Source organism: Mesoaciditoga sp. (genome assembly GCF_054006115.1).
Window position 1 is genome coordinate 41,485 of sequence record NZ_JBPNHS010000007.1, and the last position, 20,925, is coordinate 62,409.

The following is a 20,925-nucleotide window of genomic DNA, read 5'->3' on the forward strand; positions in this document are numbered from 1 at the left end:
CTTACCATCTCCTTTTTAGATTCTTTTCATGACAATAGAAAGCCTTTGAATGGTTCGAGCTTTTCCAAGAACGTAGATGCTTTCAAAAAGACCCGGAGTGACCGTTTTTCCAAGTAGTGCAACTCTCAAAACTTGAAAGAATTTCTTTTTCGGGATATCTTCTCTTGCGGCAACTTCTCGCATTTTATTTTCTATATTTTCAATACTCCACTCATCCAGTTTCTCTAGGTTTTCTTTGGCAACTCCTAAACATTTTGGAGCGCACTCATTTTTCAAAACTTCTCTTGCCTTTTCTTCAAAAGGAGGTTCTTCACAGAAAAATGGGTATGAAAATTCGTGGAGTACTTTCAATGTGTTCACTTTTTGCCTGCATATTTCGAAAACCTTTTGAGCGTACTCTTCATTTTCAAGCCAAGAAAGACTTTCTTTTGCGTTTATCAACGCCCATTTTTTAAACTCTTCTACAACTTCATCAAGAGGCATTTTTCTTAAATGTTGACCGTTTATCCATTCTAATTTAGAGTAATCGAAAATAGATGGCTTCTTGGAAATCTTTTCGAGTTCGAACTCTTTTATCTTTTCAAAAGGATCGAAGATTTCCTCTTTTCTTCCCCAGCCAAGCAATGCAAGATAGTTTATAAATGCCTTGCTTGTTATACCGTAATTTCTAAAATAACCAACAGATGTGCCACCATGTCTTTTGCTTAAAGGCGATTTATCTGGTCCGAGAATCAATGGAATATGCATAAAAACAGGCAATTTCCAGCCTAAAGCTTTGTATATCATTATCTGTTTTGGTGTGTTTGTAAGATGATCTTCTCCTCTAACAACGTGCGTTATATTCATAAGATGGTCATCAACTACCACAGCAAAGTTGTAAGTTGGATAACCATTGGATTTGATTATAACTATATCGTCAAAGGTAGAATTGTCAAATTCCATCTTTCCTTTTGCCAGATCGTGGAAAAGCGTTTTGCCTTCTTCAACGATGAAATTGACAGTTACACTGTGTCCTTTTTCTTTATAAAGAGTGGCTTCTTGCAAAGAAAAAGTTTTCTTTACGATCTTTTTCGTATCTTCTTTGTCATAAATGGCGTAATAAGCCCTTTGTATACTTACCAGTTTGTCTACGTATGGTTGATAAATTCCTTTTTTAACTCTCTCGCTTTGCCTGTAAGGACCATATTCTCCTCCCACATCTGGTCCTTCATCCCAAGTTAACCCACACCACTTTAGATCGTTTACAATGGAATCCTCGGATTCTTTTGTGGAGCGTTCAGTATCGGTGTCTTCTATTCTAAGTATGAATTTTCCGCCGTTTTTCTTTGCAAATAGCCAATCAAAAAGGGCCGTTCTTGCTCCTCCCACATGAAGGTATCCAGTTGGGCTCGGAGCAAATCTCACTCTGATCATGGATTCTCCTCCAGATTTCTGATTTCTTCCATTATTTCCTCAACACTCCATACACTTTTCAATTCAACGCTTTTTCTTTCATCCAGATATTTTCCCTCTAATAGAACTTTTGTGATTCTATCGGTCCATCCACCGCTTCCTCTTAACAGGAATATTGGAATAGAACGACTGTACGCAGCGAAAAGTTCAAGGGCTGTTCCGGATTTTCCGCCTATGCTTATCACAACGTCGATGTTGTACATCATGAGTATTGAGCGCATTGAAAAATCCATACCAGTACTCAAGGCAAAAGTAAGATGATCATTCCCACTTTCCAACCCTGGTAGTATGCCTATAACTCGTCCTCCTTCTTGTTTTGCCGCTTTCGACACTAATTCCATTATTCCATCTCTTCCTCCACTTACAAGTACATGACCGTTTTTTGCTATTGACTTTCCAACTTCTTCACAGATGTTTTCAAGAGACTTCACGGGTTCTTCGTTTACATTTCCGGAATATCCTATAACTCCAACTCGCACGTGTAACACCTCCATTTACGTTAAGATTTTACCACAATAGAGACAAAGGCTGTTCCACTAAATGCGGATATCCTGACATGTGTATCAATGCTACAGATCGTTTTAAAAGAGATTAAATCTCACCCTTAAAGTATTTGTCAGAAAATATGAACTCTATAATGTTCAAAAACGACATGGAAGGGTAATAATTTTCACTGCAAAGACTTGACGCGTAAGGGCGTTTTCAGGTATAATCACAACGCAAATTTGTGCAAGTTATGGAGAGATGGCCGAGGGGTCGAAGGCGTACGCCTGGAGAGCGTATGAGCGGGAAACCGCTCCGTGGGTTCAAATCCCACTCTCTCCGCCAGAGTGAGGGCTCAAGGCCCTCATCTTTTGTTTACAGGGAGGAACCAAGTGCCAAAAAAGAGATTTTCACAGAATTTTTTAACCGATCCTTCAATAGCAAAAAAAATTGTAGAAAAAGCTGGTGTTAAAAAAGGAGAAACGATTTTAGAGATAGGTGCCGGCAAGGGAATTTTAACACGTGAACTCTTAAACGCTGGTGCTAAAGTGATCGCCTTTGAAATTGATAGGGATCTTTTTGAGAGATTAAGAAGGGAATTTACAGGCAAAGAAGTGAAATTCATCTTTCAAGATTTTTTGAAGTACGATGAATTCCTCTCTTTTGATAGATGTGTTTCGAATATCCCATACAACATAACGACTCCCATAATAAAGAAATTGTTTTCCTGGAAAACTAACGATATCACTTTAATGGTTCAAAAAGAGTACGCAAATAGGATTTTAGCCCTTCCGCGAACGAAAGATTACGGTTCTTTAACTGTTTTTGTGAAAGCGAGATATGAGGTGATGAAGCTTTTTGATGTCGAGAAAGGATCATTTTTTCCTTCACCTTCCGTTGATTCAACAGTGATAAAATTAAAGAGGACGAATAAATGGGTTTCAATGATAAAGGATGTAAAAAAATTCGAAGAGATAGTAAAAATGGCCTTTTCTCATAAACGTAAAATGTTGAAAAACAATCTTTCTTCTCTTGGGATAGATAAAACATTCTTAACAGATCTTGGAATTTCACCGAATTTGAGGGCTCAAGAGTTAAATTTAGAAGATTTCATTCACATTTCAAATGCTGTCTGTATGAAAGAACGTGAAGAATTCTAAAGTTGTGTTTTTGCGAAAAAAGTCAAAATGATATAATAAAACAAATTTAAAAGTTATTTTACAACGACTCGTGTGCCGATAATTACAACGAAGATATTAAAAAAAGTAAATAGGGAGGAGTGCGATTCTCCATGGATATGAGTCAGTACTTAAGTGTTTTCGTAGATGAGGCAAAGGAAAATCTTCAGGGGCTAAATGACGCGATTTTAAAACTTGAATCAGATCCATCTTCGCAAGATGCCATAAACGAGATATTTCGTTTGATGCATACTTTGAAAGGTTCTTCGGCAACGATGGGATTTTCAAAGATGTCGAAGGTGTGCCATGCCTTGGAAAATCTCTTAGATAAGGTGCGAAGTGGTAAACAAAAGGTAACTGAAGATTTGATAGATTTGCTCTTTTCTGGAATTGATATGCTGAACGACACGGTAGAAAACATAGAAAATGGTGGGGACGATTCTGAATTGGACGTTGATGAGATAATGGAAGAAATTTCCAAAAACAGCAAAGCGGCGTCTGCTTCGTCTGAACCTGAAAAAACCGAAGGAGCTAAAGAAGAACCACAAGGGGAAAGTGCCAAAAACTCTGTGAAAGAAAATTCAAATGAAGTTGAAAAAACCGAGAGCGAAGAAATGGAGTTTGCTGACGACGAATTGGAAGCTGTGCGTGACGTCGCACAAAAGGCATTGGATGAAAAATTAAATGTTTACAAGGTGGTCATTCATCTGGTAAAGGATTCCGTTATGAAATCGGCAAGGATGTATATAATTTTTCATAGAATAGAAGAAAATGGTGGCCAGATAATACATTCCGTTCCTTCAACTGAAGAAATAGAAAAAGAGAATTTTGACACGACTGTGGAGCTTGTGGTTATAACCTCTATGAAAATAGAAGAATTTCAAAATCTTATTTCTAACGTTTCAGAGGTGGAAAAGGTCATTATCAAGCCATTTGATTTAAATGAAAACAAAAACATTTCCAAGGAAAATGAACCAAAGAAAGCTGAAGAAAAAAAGAATCCATCTCAAGTTAAATCTAATGCGACTCCAAAAGTTACGGACAGCGCTAAAAGAAGGGCTAAACTTACTCAAAGTGTAAGAGTTGATGTTGAAAAATTGGACACGCTTATGAACTTGATGGCCGAGTTGGTCATAAGCAGAAGCAGAATAGAAGAAACTCTTAAGAAGTACAAGATCAAAGAAATAGATGAAAGTCTTTCACAGCTTGGAAGAATTACGCTTGACCTTCAAAGCATCGTGATGAAGATAAGAATGATACCTGTTTCTTTTGTGTTTGACAGATTTCCAAGAATGGTTAGAGATCTCTCAAAGAAATTGAATAAGAAGATAAATTTTGTGATTCGAGGTGAAGACACAGAACTCGATAGAACTGTTGCCGATGAGATAGGTGAGCCGCTTGTTCACATGATAAGAAACGCCATAGATCACGGTATTGAGTCTGAAAAGGAAAGAATAGGGGCCGGCAAGCCACCGACGGGAACGGTTACCCTCTCTGCCAGGCAGGAAGGTGATAGCGTTATAATAGAAGTCGATGACGATGGCAGGGGATTTAACAAGGAAAAAATAATAAAAAAAGCGTTGGAAAAGGGGATAATTCAAGAGTACGAAGTTGCGAGTTTAACTCCAGAAGAGATCTTCAATTTGACATTTGAACCGGGCTTTTCAACGAACGATAATCCCACGGAAGTTTCCGGTAGAGGAGTGGGAATGGACGTTGTTAAAAAGACTATAGAATCGTTAAACGGAAATGTTTACCTTGAAAGTGTGGAAGGGAAAGGAACAAAGGTTATCATAAAGTTACCGTTGACGCTTTCGATAATTCAGGCGCTCCTCATTGAAGTTGAAAAAAACGTTTATGCCATTCCAATTTCTGCCATTGATAGCACACTTGCCATTGAACAAAAGGATATAAGAGACGTTGAAGGGAGAAAAACCGTCCTTATCAGAGGTGAAATAGTACCGGTTATCGACTTGAGAGAAATATTCAATTCAGAAGTTAAAAACGAAAAAGCCGATCTGGTCGTTACCAAATACAAAGAAAAGAAATACGGTTTCATCGTGGATCGATTGCTTGGCCAACAGGATATAGTCATAAAAGCACTGGGAAAACTGTTCAAAGATGTTAAAGAATTCAGTGGGGGGGCAATACTCGGTAATGGGTCTATAGCACTCATTATTGACGTTCCTTCTTTAATCCAGAAAGCACTTTCGAGGTGATGAAGGTGAATGTAAAAGACATGACGGCTCCATTTGAAATTTTGGGTTTCAAATTTGGCGAACATGAATATGCGATAGAAATAAGCATCGTGGAAATGATAGTTGAAGAGAATCAAATTACACCTGTACCGAATTCTAAGTCTTTCATAAAAGGTGTGATGAATTTACGTGGTAGAATAGTGCCAGTCGTGGATCTCAGAAACATTTTAAATTTAGAGTATTACGAAGACAAAAAAGATGCGAACGTTATCGTTACCAAAATAGATGGAACCGAGATAGGTTTTCTGGTTGATGGGGTTACCGAGGTTATGTGGGTAAATCCAAATGAAATTGATTCCGGAATAAAAGTTGAGGAATCCAAGTACTTCAAGGGTGTTGTAAAAAAGGGAGAAAGGCTTCTTATTCTTATAGACGTCTCTGCGTTCATAAACGACGAAGTAAACGAAATTTAAGGAGGAATGGAAATGGCTAAGAAAGTACTTATAGTGGATGACGCGGCATTCATGAGAATGTTACTCAAAGACATCGTAACAAAAGCAGGGTATGAAGTGGTTGGAGAAGCGTCAAATGGGGCAGAAGCCGTTGAAAAATACAAGGAGTTAAAACCCGATATAGTTACGATGGATATAACGATGCCAGAAATGAATGGAATAGAGGCTACCAAAGAGATTATGAAGATAGATCCAAATGCCAACATCATAATGTGCAGCGCTATGGGACAGCAGATGATGGTTGTTGAAGCGATTCAAGCAGGGGCAAAAGATTTTATAGTAAAGCCCTTCCAACAAGGAAGAGTGGTAGAAGCGCTCTCTAAGATAAGTAAGTGAGGTGTTAGATGTGGCTTCTGCCACGCCAACCTCCACCTTGGTAGGCCCAAGTTTGATCTTCTTTTTTTCAACTGTAATAATAATAGCGGCTTTGTTGTTTGTTCTTTACTTTGTTAAAAGAATTGGTGTAAAGCATGTAAAATCTAAGTACATGAAGATACTGGATGCGTTGCCTGTGGGAAAGGGCACCGTCATATATCTGGTTAGATTAAAAAACAGATATTTTTTTATGGCATGCACTCCATCAAACACGCAAGTGTTGATGGAATTAGAGAATGAAGATGATATAAAGGACATTGAGATCGGAGAAAATGAAGAAGGATTTTCGAAGATTCTTTTTTCAAAGCTGGGAAAGAGATTCTTAAAAGATCAAATAGATAGGATAGATGAATTGAAGTGAAAGGGAAAAAAGCGATTTTATCCCTTCTTATTGTGGGAACGCTGGCCACTTTGGGCAATGCGGCTGGAACCTCTCCCCTTCCAAGTTTGAACATTACCGTCGGCGGAACGCCGACAAACGGTCAGCTTACAACCACGCTTACCATTCTATTTGTAATAGCGGTATTATCGTTAGCACCGGCGATTTTGGTGCTAATGACTTCTTTTACGAGAATCGTCGTTGTCTTTGCCTTGCTGAGAAACGCAATGGGTACTCAACAATCTCCGCCAAATCAAATTCTCATAGGACTAGCGTTGTTTATGACTTTTTTTATAATGCAGCCAACTTTTACGGCCGCTTACAACAATGCTGTTAAACCGTACATGAATGGAAAAATAAGCTATCAACAGGCGATAAAAGATGGCATACAACCCTTTAGAGAGTTCATGTACAAGGAAATAGTGAGACATAAAAATGGTGATGCCATAATGATATTCACTCGGTACCGAAAGATGAAGTATCCGAAGAAACTTTCAGACATACCGACTTCTATTTTGATTCCCGCTTTCGTGATAAGTGAGTTGAAGATCGCGTTCAAAATTGGCGTGTTGCTTTACATTCCATTTATATTGATCGATATGGTCACGGCATCCATATTGCTTGCCATGGGAATGATAATGATACCTCCTGTAATGGTATCTCTTCCTTTTAAATTGCTTTTGTTTGTTTTGGTAAATGGATGGGATCTTGTAATTTCGGGCCTTTTAAACAGTTTTTAATGTTATAATTCTGTGCACAGTGATGTGATGAAGTAAATGAACTCAAGTATATAAACAAGAGGTGGTAACCATCGTAACGAGTAGGACATCTTTAAAAAGGATCGTTGTAAGCAATTCAGAATTTGAGGGCTTGAGATTGGCAATGCTGGAAGATGATCAATTGTTTGAAGTTTATCTTGAGGAGGCCGACGAAGAATCTTTAACTGGGAGCATTTATCTTGGAAGGGTTGAAAACGTCGTGCCTAATCTCCAGGCGGCTTTTGTTAATATTGGAGAAGGAAGAAACGCTTTTTTGAGGGAAAAAGATCTTTATGCGCCTAAACCAAGAAATGGTGGTTTTTTAAAAGTTGAAATGTTAAAGCCAAAGCAGAAGATAATGGTTCAAGTCAAAAAGGACGCTATGGGATTAAAGGGACCTCAAGTTACTTCTTATATAAGTCTAGCTGGAAGATATGTGGTTTTGATGCCTCAGATATCCAACATAGGAGTTTCAAAGAAGATAGAGGATGCAAATGAAAGGAAGAGACTTCACAACATTGCCAGAGAAATTTCAAAAGGACAGGGCGTTATCGTTAGAACTGTGGCCGAAGGTGTTGAAAAAGAAAAATTGGAAGAAGAGATAGAAAATTTAAGAAAAAAGTGGGAACATATTCAAAGGCGCTTTAAGTACGCAAGAAAACCACAGGTTTTGTATGAAGATCCTGGAATGATAGAGTACATATTAAGAGAACGACTTGATGATACCGTTGATGAGATAATAACGGATGACGAAAGAACGTATGAGATGATAAAAAAAGTTGTCGAATCTTACAAGCCAAAGCACAAACCCATAATTCGTCTCATAGCTGGAGACGCATTTAGAAAGATGGGTGTAGAAAAGCAAATAATGAGCGCTCTTTCAAGAGTTGTAAGGCTTCCAAGTGGAGGAGTGCTTTATTTTGATGCAACAGAAGCGCTGTTGGTCATAGATGTTAACAGTGGTTCCAACATTTCTGGAGCGGATTCTGAAGATTTGATATTGAAAACGAACATAGAAAGCGCCAGGGAAATTCCGAGACAGTTAAGGCTTAGAAATGAAAGTGGAATCATAATAGTTGATTTTATCGATATGGCTCAAGAATCGGAAAGGCAATTGGTTATGCACGTTTTAGAAGAAGAATTGAAAAAAGACAAAGTTAAAACGTCAATAGTTGAATTTTCAAAATTGGGTCTTCTTGAGATGACGAGAAAAAGGACCTCTCCGCCATTGAGAGAATTTTACGAGATGAAATGTCCTTCATGTAATGGTCTGGGAAGCGTGCTTTCCCCAATACATCAGGCTAGAAATTTGATCCATGAATTGGAAGAATTGGAAAAAGAAAACTCCATAAATGCCGTTAATATCAGCGCACACGAAGCGTTAAAGGCGTTCATAGATGATAAAAGAATGCAAGAGCTCTCCAAAGATTTGAAGATAAGCATAAATATTTCGTACGATAATCCCGTTCCTTTCACTTATACGATCGCTTACAAACATGTAAAGAAAAGAAATAAGAACAAAAGAGCGAAAAAATAGGGTGTTATTGGAGGCTAGTATGGAAAAGATAAATTTTCTTTTTGGAATTCACAATCATCAGCCGATTGGAAACTTTGATTTTGTGGTTGAGGATGCCTTTGAAAGATCTTACAAACCTTTTATAGATGTGCTTGAAAAACATCCTAAAGTGAAAATGGCAGTACATTTCACGGGATGGTTGCTTGAAAGAATAGTTCAAAGTCATTCCGATTACATTTACAAAATACGCGATCTTGTTCAAAAAGGTCAAATTGAAGTGTTTACCGGAGGATTCTACGAACCAATAGTACCGGTTATTCCTGAAGAAGACAGAATAGGGCAGATAAATAAACTCTCCGATTACGTTGAAGGGCTTTTTGGTAAAAGGCCACGTGGCATGTGGTTGGCAGAGCGTGTTTGGGAACCGCAAATCGCAAAATCTTTGGCATTAGCTGGTGTGGAATACATCGTGGTAGATGACAATCATTTCAAAAATGCCGGGTACTACGAAGACGAGCTTACGGGTTATTTCGTAACTGAGGAAGAAGGATACACTTTGAAGATCTTTCCCATTTCCCAAAAAATGCGTTACCTAATTCCATTTGAGGGAATACAAGATAGTTTGCAACTGCTTAAAAGCTCTTCAACAGAAGATGGAAGCAATGCTATGGTCATGTTTGACGATGGAGAAAAATTTGGAGTTTGGCCTGGAACTTACGAACGGGTTTACAACGAAGGCTGGTTAGATGAATTCTTTTCAGCCTTGGAGGAAAATGAAGAATGGCTTAAAACAATTACATTTTCTGAATACGTTGATAAATTTCCTTCTAAAGGAAGAGTTTACCTTCCGATTTCTTCCTACAGTGAAATGATGGAATGGGCCCTTCCAACTAGGGCAAAAGCTGAGTTTGAATCGCTTGTTTCATCACTCAAAGAAGAAAAGAAGTACGAAAAGATGGAAATGTTTTTAAAGGGTGGAATATGGAGAACGTTCTTAGCAAAGTACACCGAATCTAATTTAATGCACAAGAAGTTTCTTCACATTCATGAAAAGATGAAAGAAGTTCAAAGTGTGCCTCCCAAAGTGTTAGACGAATACTGGAAAGGGCAATGCAATGACGTTTATTGGCACGGTGTCTTTGGAGGTCTTTATCTTCCCCATCTTAGAGCAGCCGTTTACAAACATCTTATAAAAGCTGAAAAAGAATTGGAAAAATCGAGCAGTGAAAGCGGCGAAAGAATAGAAGTGCTTGATTATGACAAAGATGGCTTTGATGAGGTTTTGCTTAAAAATGAAGATATAAGCGTGGTAGTGGATGCGGATTACGGCGCACGAGTTTTGGAAATAGACCTCAGAAAGGCTGAGTTTAATTTGATAAACTCTTTGACCAGAAGATACGAAGTTTACCACGAATGGATTTCCAAAGCGATAACACATGAAGAAATGGAAAAAGAGGGAAAATCTAAGACGATTCACGATGTGATTCTAACAAAAGAAAAGGGGTTGGAAGAGTTTTTGAGCACGGATTGGTACGAGAGATTCTCCTATATTGATCATTTTTTTGGGAAGAATTTCACCCTAGATGGTTATTCGAATTCAAGATATCCTGAACAGGGTGATTTCGTTAACCAACCATACGAATTGGTAAAAAACAACGTCTTTTTAAGGCATGGACACGTTTGGATAGGAACAGATTGGGTACCAATAAGCGTGAAAAAGGAATTTGAATTAAAATGGAACTCCCTCGAAGTTTCTTACGAAATAACGAATGACTCTTCAAAAACTGTGGATCTTCATTTTGGAAGCGAAATGATGTGCAATTTGATGGCTCCATCTGCGGATGATAGGTATTTAGAGTGGAGTGGAGAAAAACATCACGCTTCTTACACAGGCACGTTCAGTGCAAACAAGGTTCGAATTAACGCGGAATATGAAGGCGTTCACGTTAATTTAGAGGTAAGTGAAAAAGCCGAATTTTTCGTTTATCCGGTGTACACCATTTCATATTCAGAAGGAGGATTTGAAAAAGTCTATCAGGGAACATCGTTAACACCTGCTTGGAAGTTCAACGTTGGTCCTCATCAAAGTAAGACCTTTAAAATTTCTCTAAAAGTGAGGAAGTGAAGAAGAATGAAAATGTTGAGACGATCGTTAACGCTGGCGGCGTTTTTGATTGGAAGTATGGTGATTTCTTATGGAGCGATGAACCCTTTTGTTCCTCTTGTTTCCAATCCAAATGTATCATACAAGGTCGTTTCAACGAAATACCTTAACGTTGTGTACGAACCATCCAGCGAGTGGGCTGTTTACCAATTTTTGAAGAATTGTGACAACATATATGAAAAAATCACCGATTTTTACAACGTTCAACCTTTTTCCAAATTAACCGTTGTCTTTGAAAATGACACCAGTTTGGTGAATTCAGTTGCCGATCCGGTGGACAACGTTATATACATATTTCTCAACTCTTCCCAAAGGGCCTTTTTCACGCAAAGCGTTGGAAATTGGGTTGATTTTGTTTTCACACATGAACTTACCCACATCTTGCTCACTCAAATGGGAGGCCTTCCTCAAGTCAGAGTCTATGGAAATCCGCTTTCGACCATCTACAATTCGGCATTTATACCGGCTTACCTTCAGGAGGGATTGGCAGAATATTCAGAGACGCATTTCAACAAAGAAAAGGGACGTCTTAACGATCCTATGTTTGAAATGTATCTCAAAGGTTTAGTGCTTTCCAAAAGGTTTAACGGTTTTGGAGGCGCCGCCACTTACAATGCGGATGGTTGGTACCCGATGGGCGCTCCCTACATAATTGGGGGGAGTTTTATCAGGTACATCTCCTCCACCTTTGGAAGCACCACTTTAAAAAGAGCAATAGATATTCTTTCATCTCATCATATTCTCGGAGTGGCGAACGCTTTTTCAAAGGCCACGAAACTTCCTTTTTCAAAATTGGTTAACAGTTGGATAAGCGATGTGAAAAAGGAAGTAACTTCACAGCTTTCAAGAGTAGGCGAAAAGATAGTTGGAACTCAATTGACTCACAGTGGTAGATGGACCGCGTTTGTTAGCGTGCCCTCAGGTAAGAGTGTCTTTTTTTACTCTGAGTCTTCCAGCGACGTTCCGAGAATAAAAGAGTATGATATTTCAAATTCAACTGAACGAAATGTTTATTCTCTAGGTGGTTTTTTGTACGAAGGAGGATACGTAAGATCTATGGCAATATCTCCAGATGGGCAAAAGCTCGCATTCGTTAGATTTGTACCAAAAGACGAAGGATTTGTCAATCAGAGTGTATGCTTCGTGCTTAATTTGAAGAAACATTCCGTTTTTCAACTTCCCCTAAGATCTCCACTTGATGTGGTGTGGGTAACGAATGATATGTTGGCCTACTCGAAAGAAGATGGGGGACTTTACACAGTAAGAGAGTATAACTTAAAAGATGGAACGTTTAGAACTCTAATGCACCTTTCGCCGCTGGTGTTAACTTCTATGACAGCTCATGAAGGCGATATTTACTTTTCAGCTTACGATGGAGCTTCTGAAGATATATACGAGCTTTTCCAAGATGGAAAAGTAAAAAAGATAATAAGTGGTCCTTATTTGAAAATGGATCCGTTTGTCAGCAAAGATGGAAGATACGTGTTCTTTTCCGCTTCTCCCGCCAATAAAAATGGTGTCTTCAACGTTTACGTCTTTGATACCGTTGAAAAAGAATTTTATCAGGTTACCAATGTTGAGCTCGGAGCTTTTTCACCGCTTTTGAGCGAGAATAAACTTTTTTACACATCTTACACGAAGAATGGATACAATCTTTTTGTTCTGGACAGATGGACTTCCACTTTAAAGAAGGTAGACTATTTTGATTGGAGTGGAAAAGAGTATAAAAATAGTTTGAATTTAACCGAGATATACCTGAGCGTTGAAGAAAGATCGAAAGCTTATCATTCCCCTTTTGAAACTATAGCGGAGGGATTGATACCGGGTATTTCTTTTTCGACCGCTTCTTCCACAACTCTTAAAGCGAAGTACAGCGTTGTGGGTTTTGATATTTTAAGGGATAAGCTGGGATGGAACAACTTTTACGCGCTGGCATTGCTTTCAACCGATAGTACGGAGGATAGCCTTGCAGTGGGAATGGCGAATTACGGGAAGTACAATTTAAGTTTGGAAGGCTTAATGAGTTTGCGCGAACAGAGAGTAGATGCGACTTTATCCATACCCATATCTTTTGTTATGTGGGGAAGAGATGCTCTTCTTTACCCTGAAATAGAATACACCGTAAAAAAAGAAAGAGAGAAAATCACAGATGACTTTAACTTCAACGGCGAATACATCTTTAATCCATCTTTTGTGCCAAATAATTCGGTGAGATTGAATTCTCTTTCCTGCACATGGAATATGAATTTTTCGCCTTTAAGATCGTCAACGCCAACTTATAATGTGTCCATTAGCACTTCTTTTCCATTATTTGGAATGGTTTCAAGCCTCGGAATGAGAAATAAAAATTCCAGTGTGGATCTTATGCAAGCCATCTCCTTTCCAAGAATGGAAGTTGGATGGTACAATTTAACTGGCACGCTTGGATTCAAAAGTGTAGATCTTCTGCAGTTTTCGAGTTTCAACTTAACAAACCACGACTTTCAAATTGGGCTTCAAAGTGATTTTAATTTTGACTCCCTTTTTTACAGCGAGTTTAAGTTTAAGGTAAGGATCGCTTATGATCGCTTGAAAAATGGTCTTGTTTACAAGATCGGCTTGAATTTTTAGTGGCTATATGGTAAAATATCACGCGTGAAATGAAAGGAGGATGGCAGATGGCAAATTCGAGATCCGCCAAGAAACGTGCGAGGGCTTCGGAGAGAAAAAGACTTATGAATCAAATTGCAAAAAGCAAATTCAAAACCGCAGTGAAAAAGGCCTTGAGTGCTGCTGAAAATGGTGATGAAGATCTTCAAGACAAGATAAGTGAGGCTTTTTCCAAGATAGATAAAGCCGCTAAGAGTGGAGCCATTCATAAAAATCAAGCGGCACGAAGAAAGGCAAGATTGATAAAAAAGATAAGATCCCTTCAAAAAGCAAAGTGAGAATTTCTATTTGATTTAAAGATCTCCGTTAATTATGACGGGGATTTTTATTTTTTGAACTTATTTGAAGTGCTTTTAGTCCAATATGTGGTGATAGGTGGTAATCACTTGGATGAGTTAAAACTTATAAGAGATCTAAAAAAAGGAAAGGCAGAAGCTTACGAAAAACTGTACGCTCAACACGTAAACAGGATAGGAAGAATAGCGAAATCTTATCTTGGCGTTGATGACGTTGAAGACGTTGTTCAAGAAGTTTTCATAAGGGTTTACAAGAACATTAAAAAGTTCAGAGGAGATTCTTCTTTGTCGACGTGGATATATCGTATAACTGTTAACGTGTGCAAAGATATGCGTGCAAAGAAGCACAGAAAAAAGGAGATTTTGACGAGTTTTGGACTCGAAGAAGATGACGAAAAAAGCTTTCTAGAACCGGTGGAAGAAAATAAACCATCCGATGAGCTTTTGAAGGAAATCTCTGCGGAAGAGATACGAAGGGCAATTGAGGCTCTATCACAAGAGGATAGACTTCTCATAACGCTAAGGGAAATAGAAGATATGAGTTACGCTGAAATCGCAGAGGTGGTTGAAAAGCCTGTAGGCACGGTGAAAAGTAGATTACACTACGCGAGAGAGAAATTGAGAGCTATATTGGAAAGAAGAAACGAAAGTGGGGAGAGTGAGAGATGAATTGTAATGAATATAGAGAAAAATTCATACATGGCGAAATGACCCCCGCAGAAAAAAAAGCCTTTGAAGAGCATTTAAAACAGTGTAATGAATGTCGCATTTTTGTTGAGAGGTACGAAAATGTGAAAAGCTTCATGAAGGCGAGGATTGATTACGTCCCTTCAAGTGAATTAAAAGAAAAGGTGCTTTCAAAAGTAAAAAAGCGTCAAAAACTTAAAAAATTGTACATGGCGAGCGTTTCAACCGCAGCTGTAATAGTGATAGGTGCTTTTTTTGTTTGGAAACCCTTTACAAGTAGTCAAAGAGTGTACCAGCGCGTGGCTTCCACCGGCATTGAAATGTTAAAAAGCACTTCGGCAGCCTCTTCGAGTGTTGAAAGAAGTGATAGAAGTAACGATTTCACTTACATGATTCACATAAAAGATGTGAGTGATCAATTTTGAGTAAAAGCGTGTGGTTTTTAGTTGCGATCTTTTTTGCTTTGAGCGTAAGCGTGTTTGGAGATTTAAGAGAAAATATAATTTCGTCTTACGCTTCTCAAGTTGTAGAAGGACAGAGAATAGTTGTAGAGCAATCTGAAAAGGGCACGAAAGTGCGTTACGAAAAAATTTTGAGAAAAGGATACAACGAAATAATAAAAGTTGTGGCTCCTGATTTTTTTGAATGGGCTTATCTAAACGGAAAAACGTACGTGGTTTTTGAAAATGAAATGAAAAGATCTCCGGCTATGATAGTTGATATGGAAAGAAAGTTCATGAAATGTCTCTCTTCAACACCAACTGAATTGTCTACTGCGGTTGTTGATTACAACGGAAATAAAGCTTACAAAGTAGAGGTAAAAAACAAGAGTGCCACGTATGTTGGCATTTTTTTGAAGTCATCTTTTTTACTCGTAAAACTCAGCGTTCAACGTGCAAATGGTCAATTAACGATAACGTACAATTCGATAAAGAAAGTTCCCACTTTTTATTTTGAAAAAGTTATAGACAAATTTAAAGTTATAGATACTCCGCCAAGTGCGATGGAAATAGAAGTGTGGAAGATGATTTACCATCTTAACAACGTGAGTATCACTTCAATAAGGGTAAATGATATCTCTATTGTTTTGGTAAAAGGAGTGGCCAAAAGCGTGGGAGAGGTTGTTGTGTATTTGTTTGAAGGAAAGAGAATTTCAATGGGAAATTTGGTTTCTCAATTTAAATCGAAAGGCTTTTCTTCCTTAAGCGCGGAAGAAAAAGGAATAAACATGGTTTTTGTTTCTAAAATAAAGGATGTTCAAAAGCTTAAGGAGTGGGTGAAATCCATTTTAAAGGGATCATCATTTTAGTTTGAGTTAGTTTGAAGAACCGTTTATGGCATCTTCGTAAAGTTTTTCATACGAATTTATCATCTTTTCCAAAGTGTATTTCTTCCTTACCACTTCTTTGCCATTTTTAGAAAATACAAGGGAAAGTTCCCTATCATTGTGAAGCTTTAAAATGGCTTTGGCAAGATTAACGTAATCTTTAGGCGATACCACAAATCCGCTTTGACCATTTTCATCTTCGAGAAGCTCCCTACACGCTCCGACATCTGTGGCAACAACGGGGATGCCAGCTGCCATGGCTTCGAGAATTACCAAGGGCTGACCTTCCGAAATGCTACTCAAGATTAAAACGTCGATGAGAGGATAATAATCCAAAACATTTGCCTTTCCAACGAATTCAACCACACTTTGAAGCCTTAAACTTTCAACTAATTCCAAACAAAATTCGTAATATTCCGGTTCTTCGTCTGTTGGACCTATTAGAAGGAATTTGAGATCTTTTACCTCAGCCGATACCAGTTTTACCGCTTTAAAAGCCGTTTTTAAATCTTTTATCTCCGTTACACGTCCAACAAATCCTATTATGAAAGTGGAGTGGGAAACCTTTTTCACATCAAATTTCTCAACGTTTATGCCATTTGGAATGATTCGCATCTTTTCTTTGCTGGCTCCTAATTCGAGTTGAAATTGCTGATTTTTTTTAAAAAGCGTTGTCAACAGATCAGTTTCCCTGTAGGAAACAGCACTTATAAGTTTGAAAAGTTCTATCCATGGGATTTTGTAAATCTCTGGAATTAGTCTTGAAGTTATGATCTCTCTTTCTCTTTCACGATGGTAAATACCGTGTTCCGTCACGATCATCTTTGAATTGTACTCGTACTTTCCCCTGATGGCTTTTAGTGAAGCGTAACCTGTCGTGATTGCGTGGTAAATGTCGCATTTTGGTGGCGGAGCTATGGAAAATGAGTTCACTATAGGTAAAAAGAATCCTTTGATGGTCCAAAAATATCTAGTGAAGCCTTCATCTGAGAAATAGCGCTCATAGACGTCAACCATTGCATCCCAAAATTCCCCGCTTTTTAGAAATTCTGAAAAATCGTTTTCAAGGATTAAACGAAGTATTTCTCGCGTTTCTTCAATCCTTTTTGACCAGTTTATATCTATTAGGCGCCTTATCTTCATTGAAAGAAGCGAAGCATTTTTCAACTTCTTATTTTTGGTCTGAAACTGAGAAAAGAGAGATTGAGACCATATTTCCGAAACGTTAGAAGGAATTTTGTAGGCAAACGCTTTTTCTTCTTCCTTCGGCCCAAGGTAGATTATCTTAAAATCGATGTTAGGAAGGTTTTCTATTAAAGTTTGTAACCATGAAGAGACTCCACCAGTTATGTACGGATAAGTTCCTTCAACTACAATTCCAACTTTCATTTCTTGTCACCGTACACCAATTCTATGATCTTTTCAGCTTTTACTTTTTCCTCTAAAGAAGCGTTGTTAAGTATGAATTTCGGATCGTTTGCCATGAGGTACTCAACTATTTTTTCATTGTGAACGCCTGCCCTGTAAAGCTCTTCTGCCCTTTGAGTTATCATTTTTTGTGTGTTCAGAAGCACGTTGAAATATTTCAAAGATTCGCTTTCATTTCCAAAATTCATTGCAGCGTCTAAATCTTCCATCGCGTAAACAAAATCGATAGGCTTATCACCTTTCAATTCCACGCTTCTCTTTCCGTTGATTAAAAGAACAAAAACTATGGCCAACGATGAAAATACGACAAAGAGAATAATTTGACGCCTGCTCACACTTTTCACCTCTTAACTGATATTTTACCATCTTTTTACTACGTTCCGTGTTATCTGTTAACGTGATAAAATAAGAATGATGAGATATTACAAATACATTTTGATGGTCTTTTTTGCCGTTGCGATATTGATTTTAAGTGGGTGTGCAAAGGCCAATAAGGCCGAAAATACGAAAACATGGTTGTGCCAATTTCAAAATTTTTCACCTTCTTCTATATCCAAAACGAATTTCAACATCGTTGTGGTGGACTATTCCTACGATGGAAGCGACTCTAAAGCCTTGAATGCAACTGAAGTTGAAGAGATGAAGAACGGAGGAAAGATCGTACTGGCTTATATGAACGTTGGGTACGCTGAGGAATGGAGATTTTACTGGAACAAAATAAAAAATGCCACTTTTGTTGGAAATAATGACATAAGGTGGCCGGGCGAACACTTGATTTTGGATTTTGACAACCCGACGTGGGAAAATGTGGTGCATCAATACGTGAATAAGATAAAAAATGCAGGTTTTGATGGTGTTTATCTGGATGGTGTGGACGCTTACGAATCATTTCAGGATGAAAAGAAGCATGCAAATGAGATGATGACACTTTTAAAAGATGTAAGAAAATGGTTGGGAAGTGAAGAAAAGATATCCATACTAAATGCTTACGGCCTTTACGATTTTGACCCCTCAATCGTGAATTTGGTGAATTATATAAGCGTAGAGAGCTTATTTTATTTAAAAACTCGTAAAAGAAGAACATCGTATTATTCTTCAGTTTTGAACGAGATAAAACCATTTGTTGAAAATGGTGTAGAGGTGCTTTCAGTAGATTACGTTGACGATGGGAGTGGCTACAGCGGTGAAAATATGGAAAGAATTGAAGATTACGTGAATCTTGCAAGAAAAAGTAATCTTATTCCTTACGCTGCCAGGAGCAATATGAAATTGAACAATTTGAATGTCATTCCCGGCGTTCAAGGGGAGTGAACTATGTTATGAAGATGAAAATTCTTTTTCTTGTTCTGTTGGCATCTTTTATCATCAGTGCTTTTTCTAACACACTTTTGTTGTACAAAGGTTCTGAGAACGGTTATGGCCTTTCGATTTTGAAAAATTACGTTGTGCCAGTGCTTGAAGAAGACCACGAAAATTACAAACTCGTCGATGTGGAAGCTACCAACTTGTCTTTGAAAGGGTACAATTTCGTTGTAAGTTGTTACTATTCTTCAAAGATGAAAAATCCAGAAGAGTACCTTAAGAAATTGTCATTCTTCCTGATGAAGGGTGGAAAGCTTTTCATTATAAACAACATAGGAGCTTCGGTAGACGAAAGTGGAAAGTTCGTTTCCCTATCAAAGCTAAACGCCGTTTACAACTTCTTGGGAATTTCTTTCAGGGGTGGTTGGAAAGAAGCAAAAATTGAGAACTTGAAATTTGATCGAGAATACATTCATCACACACCAGATTACGGAAAACGAGGTTTAGAATTCTACACCGTTTTTTCAAAGAACGTCGATGTTATAGAAAGCGTACAGGTTAATGGAAAAACTTATCCTCTTATCACTCTTGGGCCAAATGGCGGCATTGCTCTCTTCAATTTTCTCTTCGATTCAAAAGGAAATGCCATTTTGGACTTTTCAAAACTCATCTCCACTTTTATAATTGGAAGCTTAAAGATGCAAAATAGAATTTTGTTAATAGGAAAAAGCGAAAATGTTGAAAGATCTTTGGATTACGCTTTGCTTCCTTACGATATTTCCAGCGTTCCAGTTGATTACGTTGATCGCTACATGGCGATTGTAGAAGTGAATGGCAAATTGCCGATTGAAAGCTCATTGTTGATGAATTACATTTCTTCCGGTGGAGTGGTGATGGTTTTGGGGAGTGGTAACGAAGAAATTTATGTTAAATCCGCCAATGTGAGTCAGGACGTTTTTCCTTTGCCACCGGATTTTCACATGCCAATTTCAACAACTTTAAGTGTTGTTAAGCCTTATAAGAACTCCCAGGTGTTGGTTTGGTCTTCAGAGAAGAAAATACCCTTAGTTTGGTCCTTGAATATTGGAAAAGGAAAACTCATTTTTTACCCTGTAAAAATGAGTAAGGATAAATCCTTAAGGGGACTTTTTCTTCAGGTTCTCATGTCAAGCGTAAGGAATTCAATTCAGTCTGTGGTAAATTCCTATACTGTTTTCATAGACGATTTTCCGCTTCCCTCTTATGGAATAAAAAGAGAGATGATAACAAAGGAATTTGGAGATGTAACGGATGGGAATTTTTATTACAATATCTGGTGGAAAGATATAGAAAAGATAGGAAGAGAAATGAATTTGAAGTACACCACCGCCATTGTTACCAGTTACAATGGAAAAAAGACATGGCCTTATGATTTTTCTTCTTTTCTTCTTACACCGTATCCATTGCTTGAGATGAGAAGCATTCAAAAAGATGGATATGAGCTGGGGCTTCATGGTTACAACCACCAATCTCCGATTTCCAGAAATTGGACTTTTTCGAATTTGAAAAATGCGTACAAAGCTCTGGCCACTTTCATGAAAGTGGTGTCTGGTAACGATTACAGACCGGTAAGTTTCGTAGCTCCAAACAACATGATAGACGAAGAAGGATTGAAGGCGCTTAAAAGTGTTTTTCCCTCTTTGAAGTTAGTTGGAACTTCATATAGTAGTACGGGAACATTTGGCGAATACGGAGTGATCGACGGTACGGTTGTACTGCCAAGAACCACGGCTGGATACTATCCTGTGTCTCGTCTCTTAAAAGATTCCATCTCTGCCGTTATGAACTTTGGAACTTATCAGTACTTCTTCCATCCAGATGATCTCTTTTCCTCAGATAGAAATCCTCTTCATAAAAGTTGGCAAGAGATGAAGACAAGCATGGAAGAATTTCTTTCTACGATGAAAAATTATTACCCATGGCTTGAAAATCATTACGCTTACGAGGCTGCCGAAATATTTAAAAGTTATTTTACCCAGCTGCCAATTTACAAGAGAAAGAAAGATGAAGTGGACGTTTTATTGCCTTACGGTTGTGAACTTCCGCGTTATTTTTTCTTCAGGACGCGCGAAAACGTGAATTTGGAAGGAGGAAAGATACTGTATAAGTACCAATATTCGAATTTGTACGTCATAGAAATGTTTTCTCGCGTTATGAAGATAAAAGTATTTTAAGAAAGGCT

Annotated in this window: 19 protein-coding genes, 1 tRNA gene and 1 pseudogene; 17 read left to right on the plus strand and 4 right to left on the minus strand. The window is 38.1% G+C overall.

Going from position 1 to position 20,925, the window contains the following annotated elements; all coding sequences use genetic code 11:
* Nucleotides 1-15: 15 nt before the first annotated feature.
* Nucleotides 16-1,413 carry a glutamate--tRNA ligase gene (gene gltX, locus ACXJIN_RS01075; RefSeq protein WP_456398790.1) on the minus strand — a complete coding sequence of 466 codons (1,398 nt, stop codon included), beginning with the start codon at nt 1,411-1,413 and terminating at the stop codon, nt 16-18.
* Nucleotides 1,410-1,931 (minus strand): TIGR00725 family protein, encoded by a 522-nt coding sequence (locus ACXJIN_RS01080; protein ID WP_456398791.1) that lies wholly within the window; start codon nt 1,929-1,931, stop codon nt 1,410-1,412. Before ACXJIN_RS01080 ends, gltX begins: the two co-directional genes overlap by 4 nt.
* Before the next feature lie 259 nt (nt 1,932-2,190).
* On the opposite strand from ACXJIN_RS01080, the gene ACXJIN_RS01085 reads away from it, so the two are divergent.
* The 15 genes and pseudogenes from ACXJIN_RS01085 (at nt 2,191) to ACXJIN_RS01155 (ending at nt 15,956) form a co-directional block, all read left to right on the plus strand.
* Nucleotides 2,191-2,280 (plus strand) — tRNA-Ser (locus tag ACXJIN_RS01085).
* A 47-nt stretch (nt 2,281-2,327) separates the two neighbouring features.
* Nucleotides 2,328-3,095 (plus strand): 16S rRNA (adenine(1518)-N(6)/adenine(1519)-N(6))-dimethyltransferase RsmA, encoded by a 768-nt coding sequence (gene rsmA, locus ACXJIN_RS01090; protein ID WP_456398793.1) that lies wholly within the window; start codon nt 2,328-2,330, stop codon nt 3,093-3,095.
* 131 nt (nt 3,096-3,226) lie between these two features.
* Entirely contained in the window at nt 3,227-5,332 is a 2,106-nt protein-coding gene (locus ACXJIN_RS01095) for a chemotaxis protein CheW (RefSeq protein WP_456398795.1), read from the plus strand.
* A gap of 5 nt (nt 5,333-5,337) precedes the next feature.
* Nucleotides 5,338-5,784 carry a chemotaxis protein CheW gene (locus ACXJIN_RS01100; protein ID WP_456398797.1) on the plus strand — a complete coding sequence of 149 codons (447 nt, stop codon included), beginning with the start codon at nt 5,338-5,340 and terminating at the stop codon, nt 5,782-5,784.
* A 12-nt stretch (nt 5,785-5,796) separates the two neighbouring features.
* A complete protein-coding gene (gene cheY, locus ACXJIN_RS01105; protein ID WP_456398799.1) occupies nt 5,797-6,159 on the plus strand; it encodes a chemotaxis protein CheY in 363 nt (120 codons plus the stop codon).
* A 10-nt stretch (nt 6,160-6,169) separates the two neighbouring features.
* Nucleotides 6,170-6,559, plus strand: coding sequence for a FliO/MopB family protein (locus ACXJIN_RS01110; protein ID WP_456398801.1), 390 nt, complete (start codon nt 6,170-6,172; stop codon nt 6,557-6,559).
* Nucleotides 6,556-7,317, plus strand: coding sequence for a flagellar type III secretion system pore protein FliP (fliP, locus tag ACXJIN_RS01115; protein WP_456398802.1), 762 nt, complete (start codon nt 6,556-6,558; stop codon nt 7,315-7,317). Before ACXJIN_RS01110 ends, fliP begins: the two co-directional genes overlap by 4 nt.
* 142 nt (nt 7,318-7,459) lie before the next feature.
* Nucleotides 7,460-8,872 (plus strand): Rne/Rng family ribonuclease, encoded by a 1,413-nt coding sequence (locus ACXJIN_RS01120; RefSeq protein WP_456398832.1) that lies wholly within the window; start codon nt 7,460-7,462, stop codon nt 8,870-8,872.
* 19 nt (nt 8,873-8,891) lie between these two features.
* Entirely contained in the window at nt 8,892-10,976 is a 2,085-nt protein-coding gene (locus tag ACXJIN_RS01125; RefSeq protein WP_456398804.1) for an alpha-amylase/4-alpha-glucanotransferase domain-containing protein, read from the plus strand.
* Nucleotides 10,977-10,982: 6 nt separating this feature from the next.
* Entirely contained in the window at nt 10,983-13,625 is a 2,643-nt protein-coding gene (locus ACXJIN_RS01130; RefSeq protein WP_456398806.1) for a TolB-like translocation protein, read from the plus strand.
* A 47-nt stretch (nt 13,626-13,672) separates the two neighbouring features.
* Nucleotides 13,673-13,942 (plus strand): 30S ribosomal protein S20, encoded by a 270-nt coding sequence (rpsT, locus tag ACXJIN_RS01135; RefSeq protein WP_456398808.1) that lies wholly within the window; start codon nt 13,673-13,675, stop codon nt 13,940-13,942.
* Nucleotides 13,943-13,996: 54 nt separating this feature from the next.
* Complete coding sequence (locus ACXJIN_RS01140) at nt 13,997-14,629, plus strand: RNA polymerase sigma factor (RefSeq protein WP_456398809.1); 633 nt, start codon at nt 13,997-13,999, stop codon at nt 14,627-14,629.
* Nucleotides 14,626-14,718 (plus strand): annotated as a pseudogene (locus ACXJIN_RS01145) (anti-sigma factor family protein); the annotation flags it as partial. The gene ACXJIN_RS01140 and the pseudogene ACXJIN_RS01145, both read left to right, overlap by 4 nt.
* A gap of 33 nt (nt 14,719-14,751) precedes the next feature.
* A complete protein-coding gene (locus ACXJIN_RS01150) occupies nt 14,752-15,072 on the plus strand; it encodes a hypothetical protein (RefSeq protein WP_456398834.1) in 321 nt (106 codons plus the stop codon).
* Nucleotides 15,069-15,956, plus strand: a complete 888-nt coding sequence (locus tag ACXJIN_RS01155; protein WP_456398810.1) for a hypothetical protein — start codon at nt 15,069-15,071, stop codon at nt 15,954-15,956. Before ACXJIN_RS01150 ends, ACXJIN_RS01155 begins: the two co-directional genes overlap by 4 nt.
* 6 nt (nt 15,957-15,962) lie before the next feature.
* On the opposite strand, the gene pelF is transcribed toward ACXJIN_RS01155, so the two are convergent.
* Complete coding sequence (pelF, locus tag ACXJIN_RS01160; RefSeq protein ID WP_456398812.1) at nt 15,963-17,363, minus strand: GT4 family glycosyltransferase PelF; 1,401 nt, start codon at nt 17,361-17,363, stop codon at nt 15,963-15,965.
* A complete protein-coding gene (locus ACXJIN_RS01165; RefSeq protein ID WP_456398813.1) occupies nt 17,360-17,737 on the minus strand; it encodes a hypothetical protein in 378 nt (125 codons plus the stop codon). Before ACXJIN_RS01165 ends, pelF begins: the two co-directional genes overlap by 4 nt.
* A 76-nt stretch (nt 17,738-17,813) precedes the next feature.
* Between ACXJIN_RS01165 and ACXJIN_RS01170 the strand changes: the two genes are divergently transcribed.
* Nucleotides 17,814-18,713: an MJ1477/TM1410 family putative glycoside hydrolase gene (locus ACXJIN_RS01170; RefSeq protein ID WP_456398814.1), complete on the plus strand. Its 900-nt coding sequence runs from the start codon at nt 17,814-17,816 to the stop codon at nt 18,711-18,713.
* 8 nt (nt 18,714-18,721) lie between these two features.
* Nucleotides 18,722-20,917, plus strand: coding sequence for a DUF2194 domain-containing protein (locus ACXJIN_RS01175; RefSeq protein WP_456398816.1), 2,196 nt, complete (start codon nt 18,722-18,724; stop codon nt 20,915-20,917).
* The last annotated feature ends 8 nt before the right edge of the window (nt 20,918-20,925 follow it).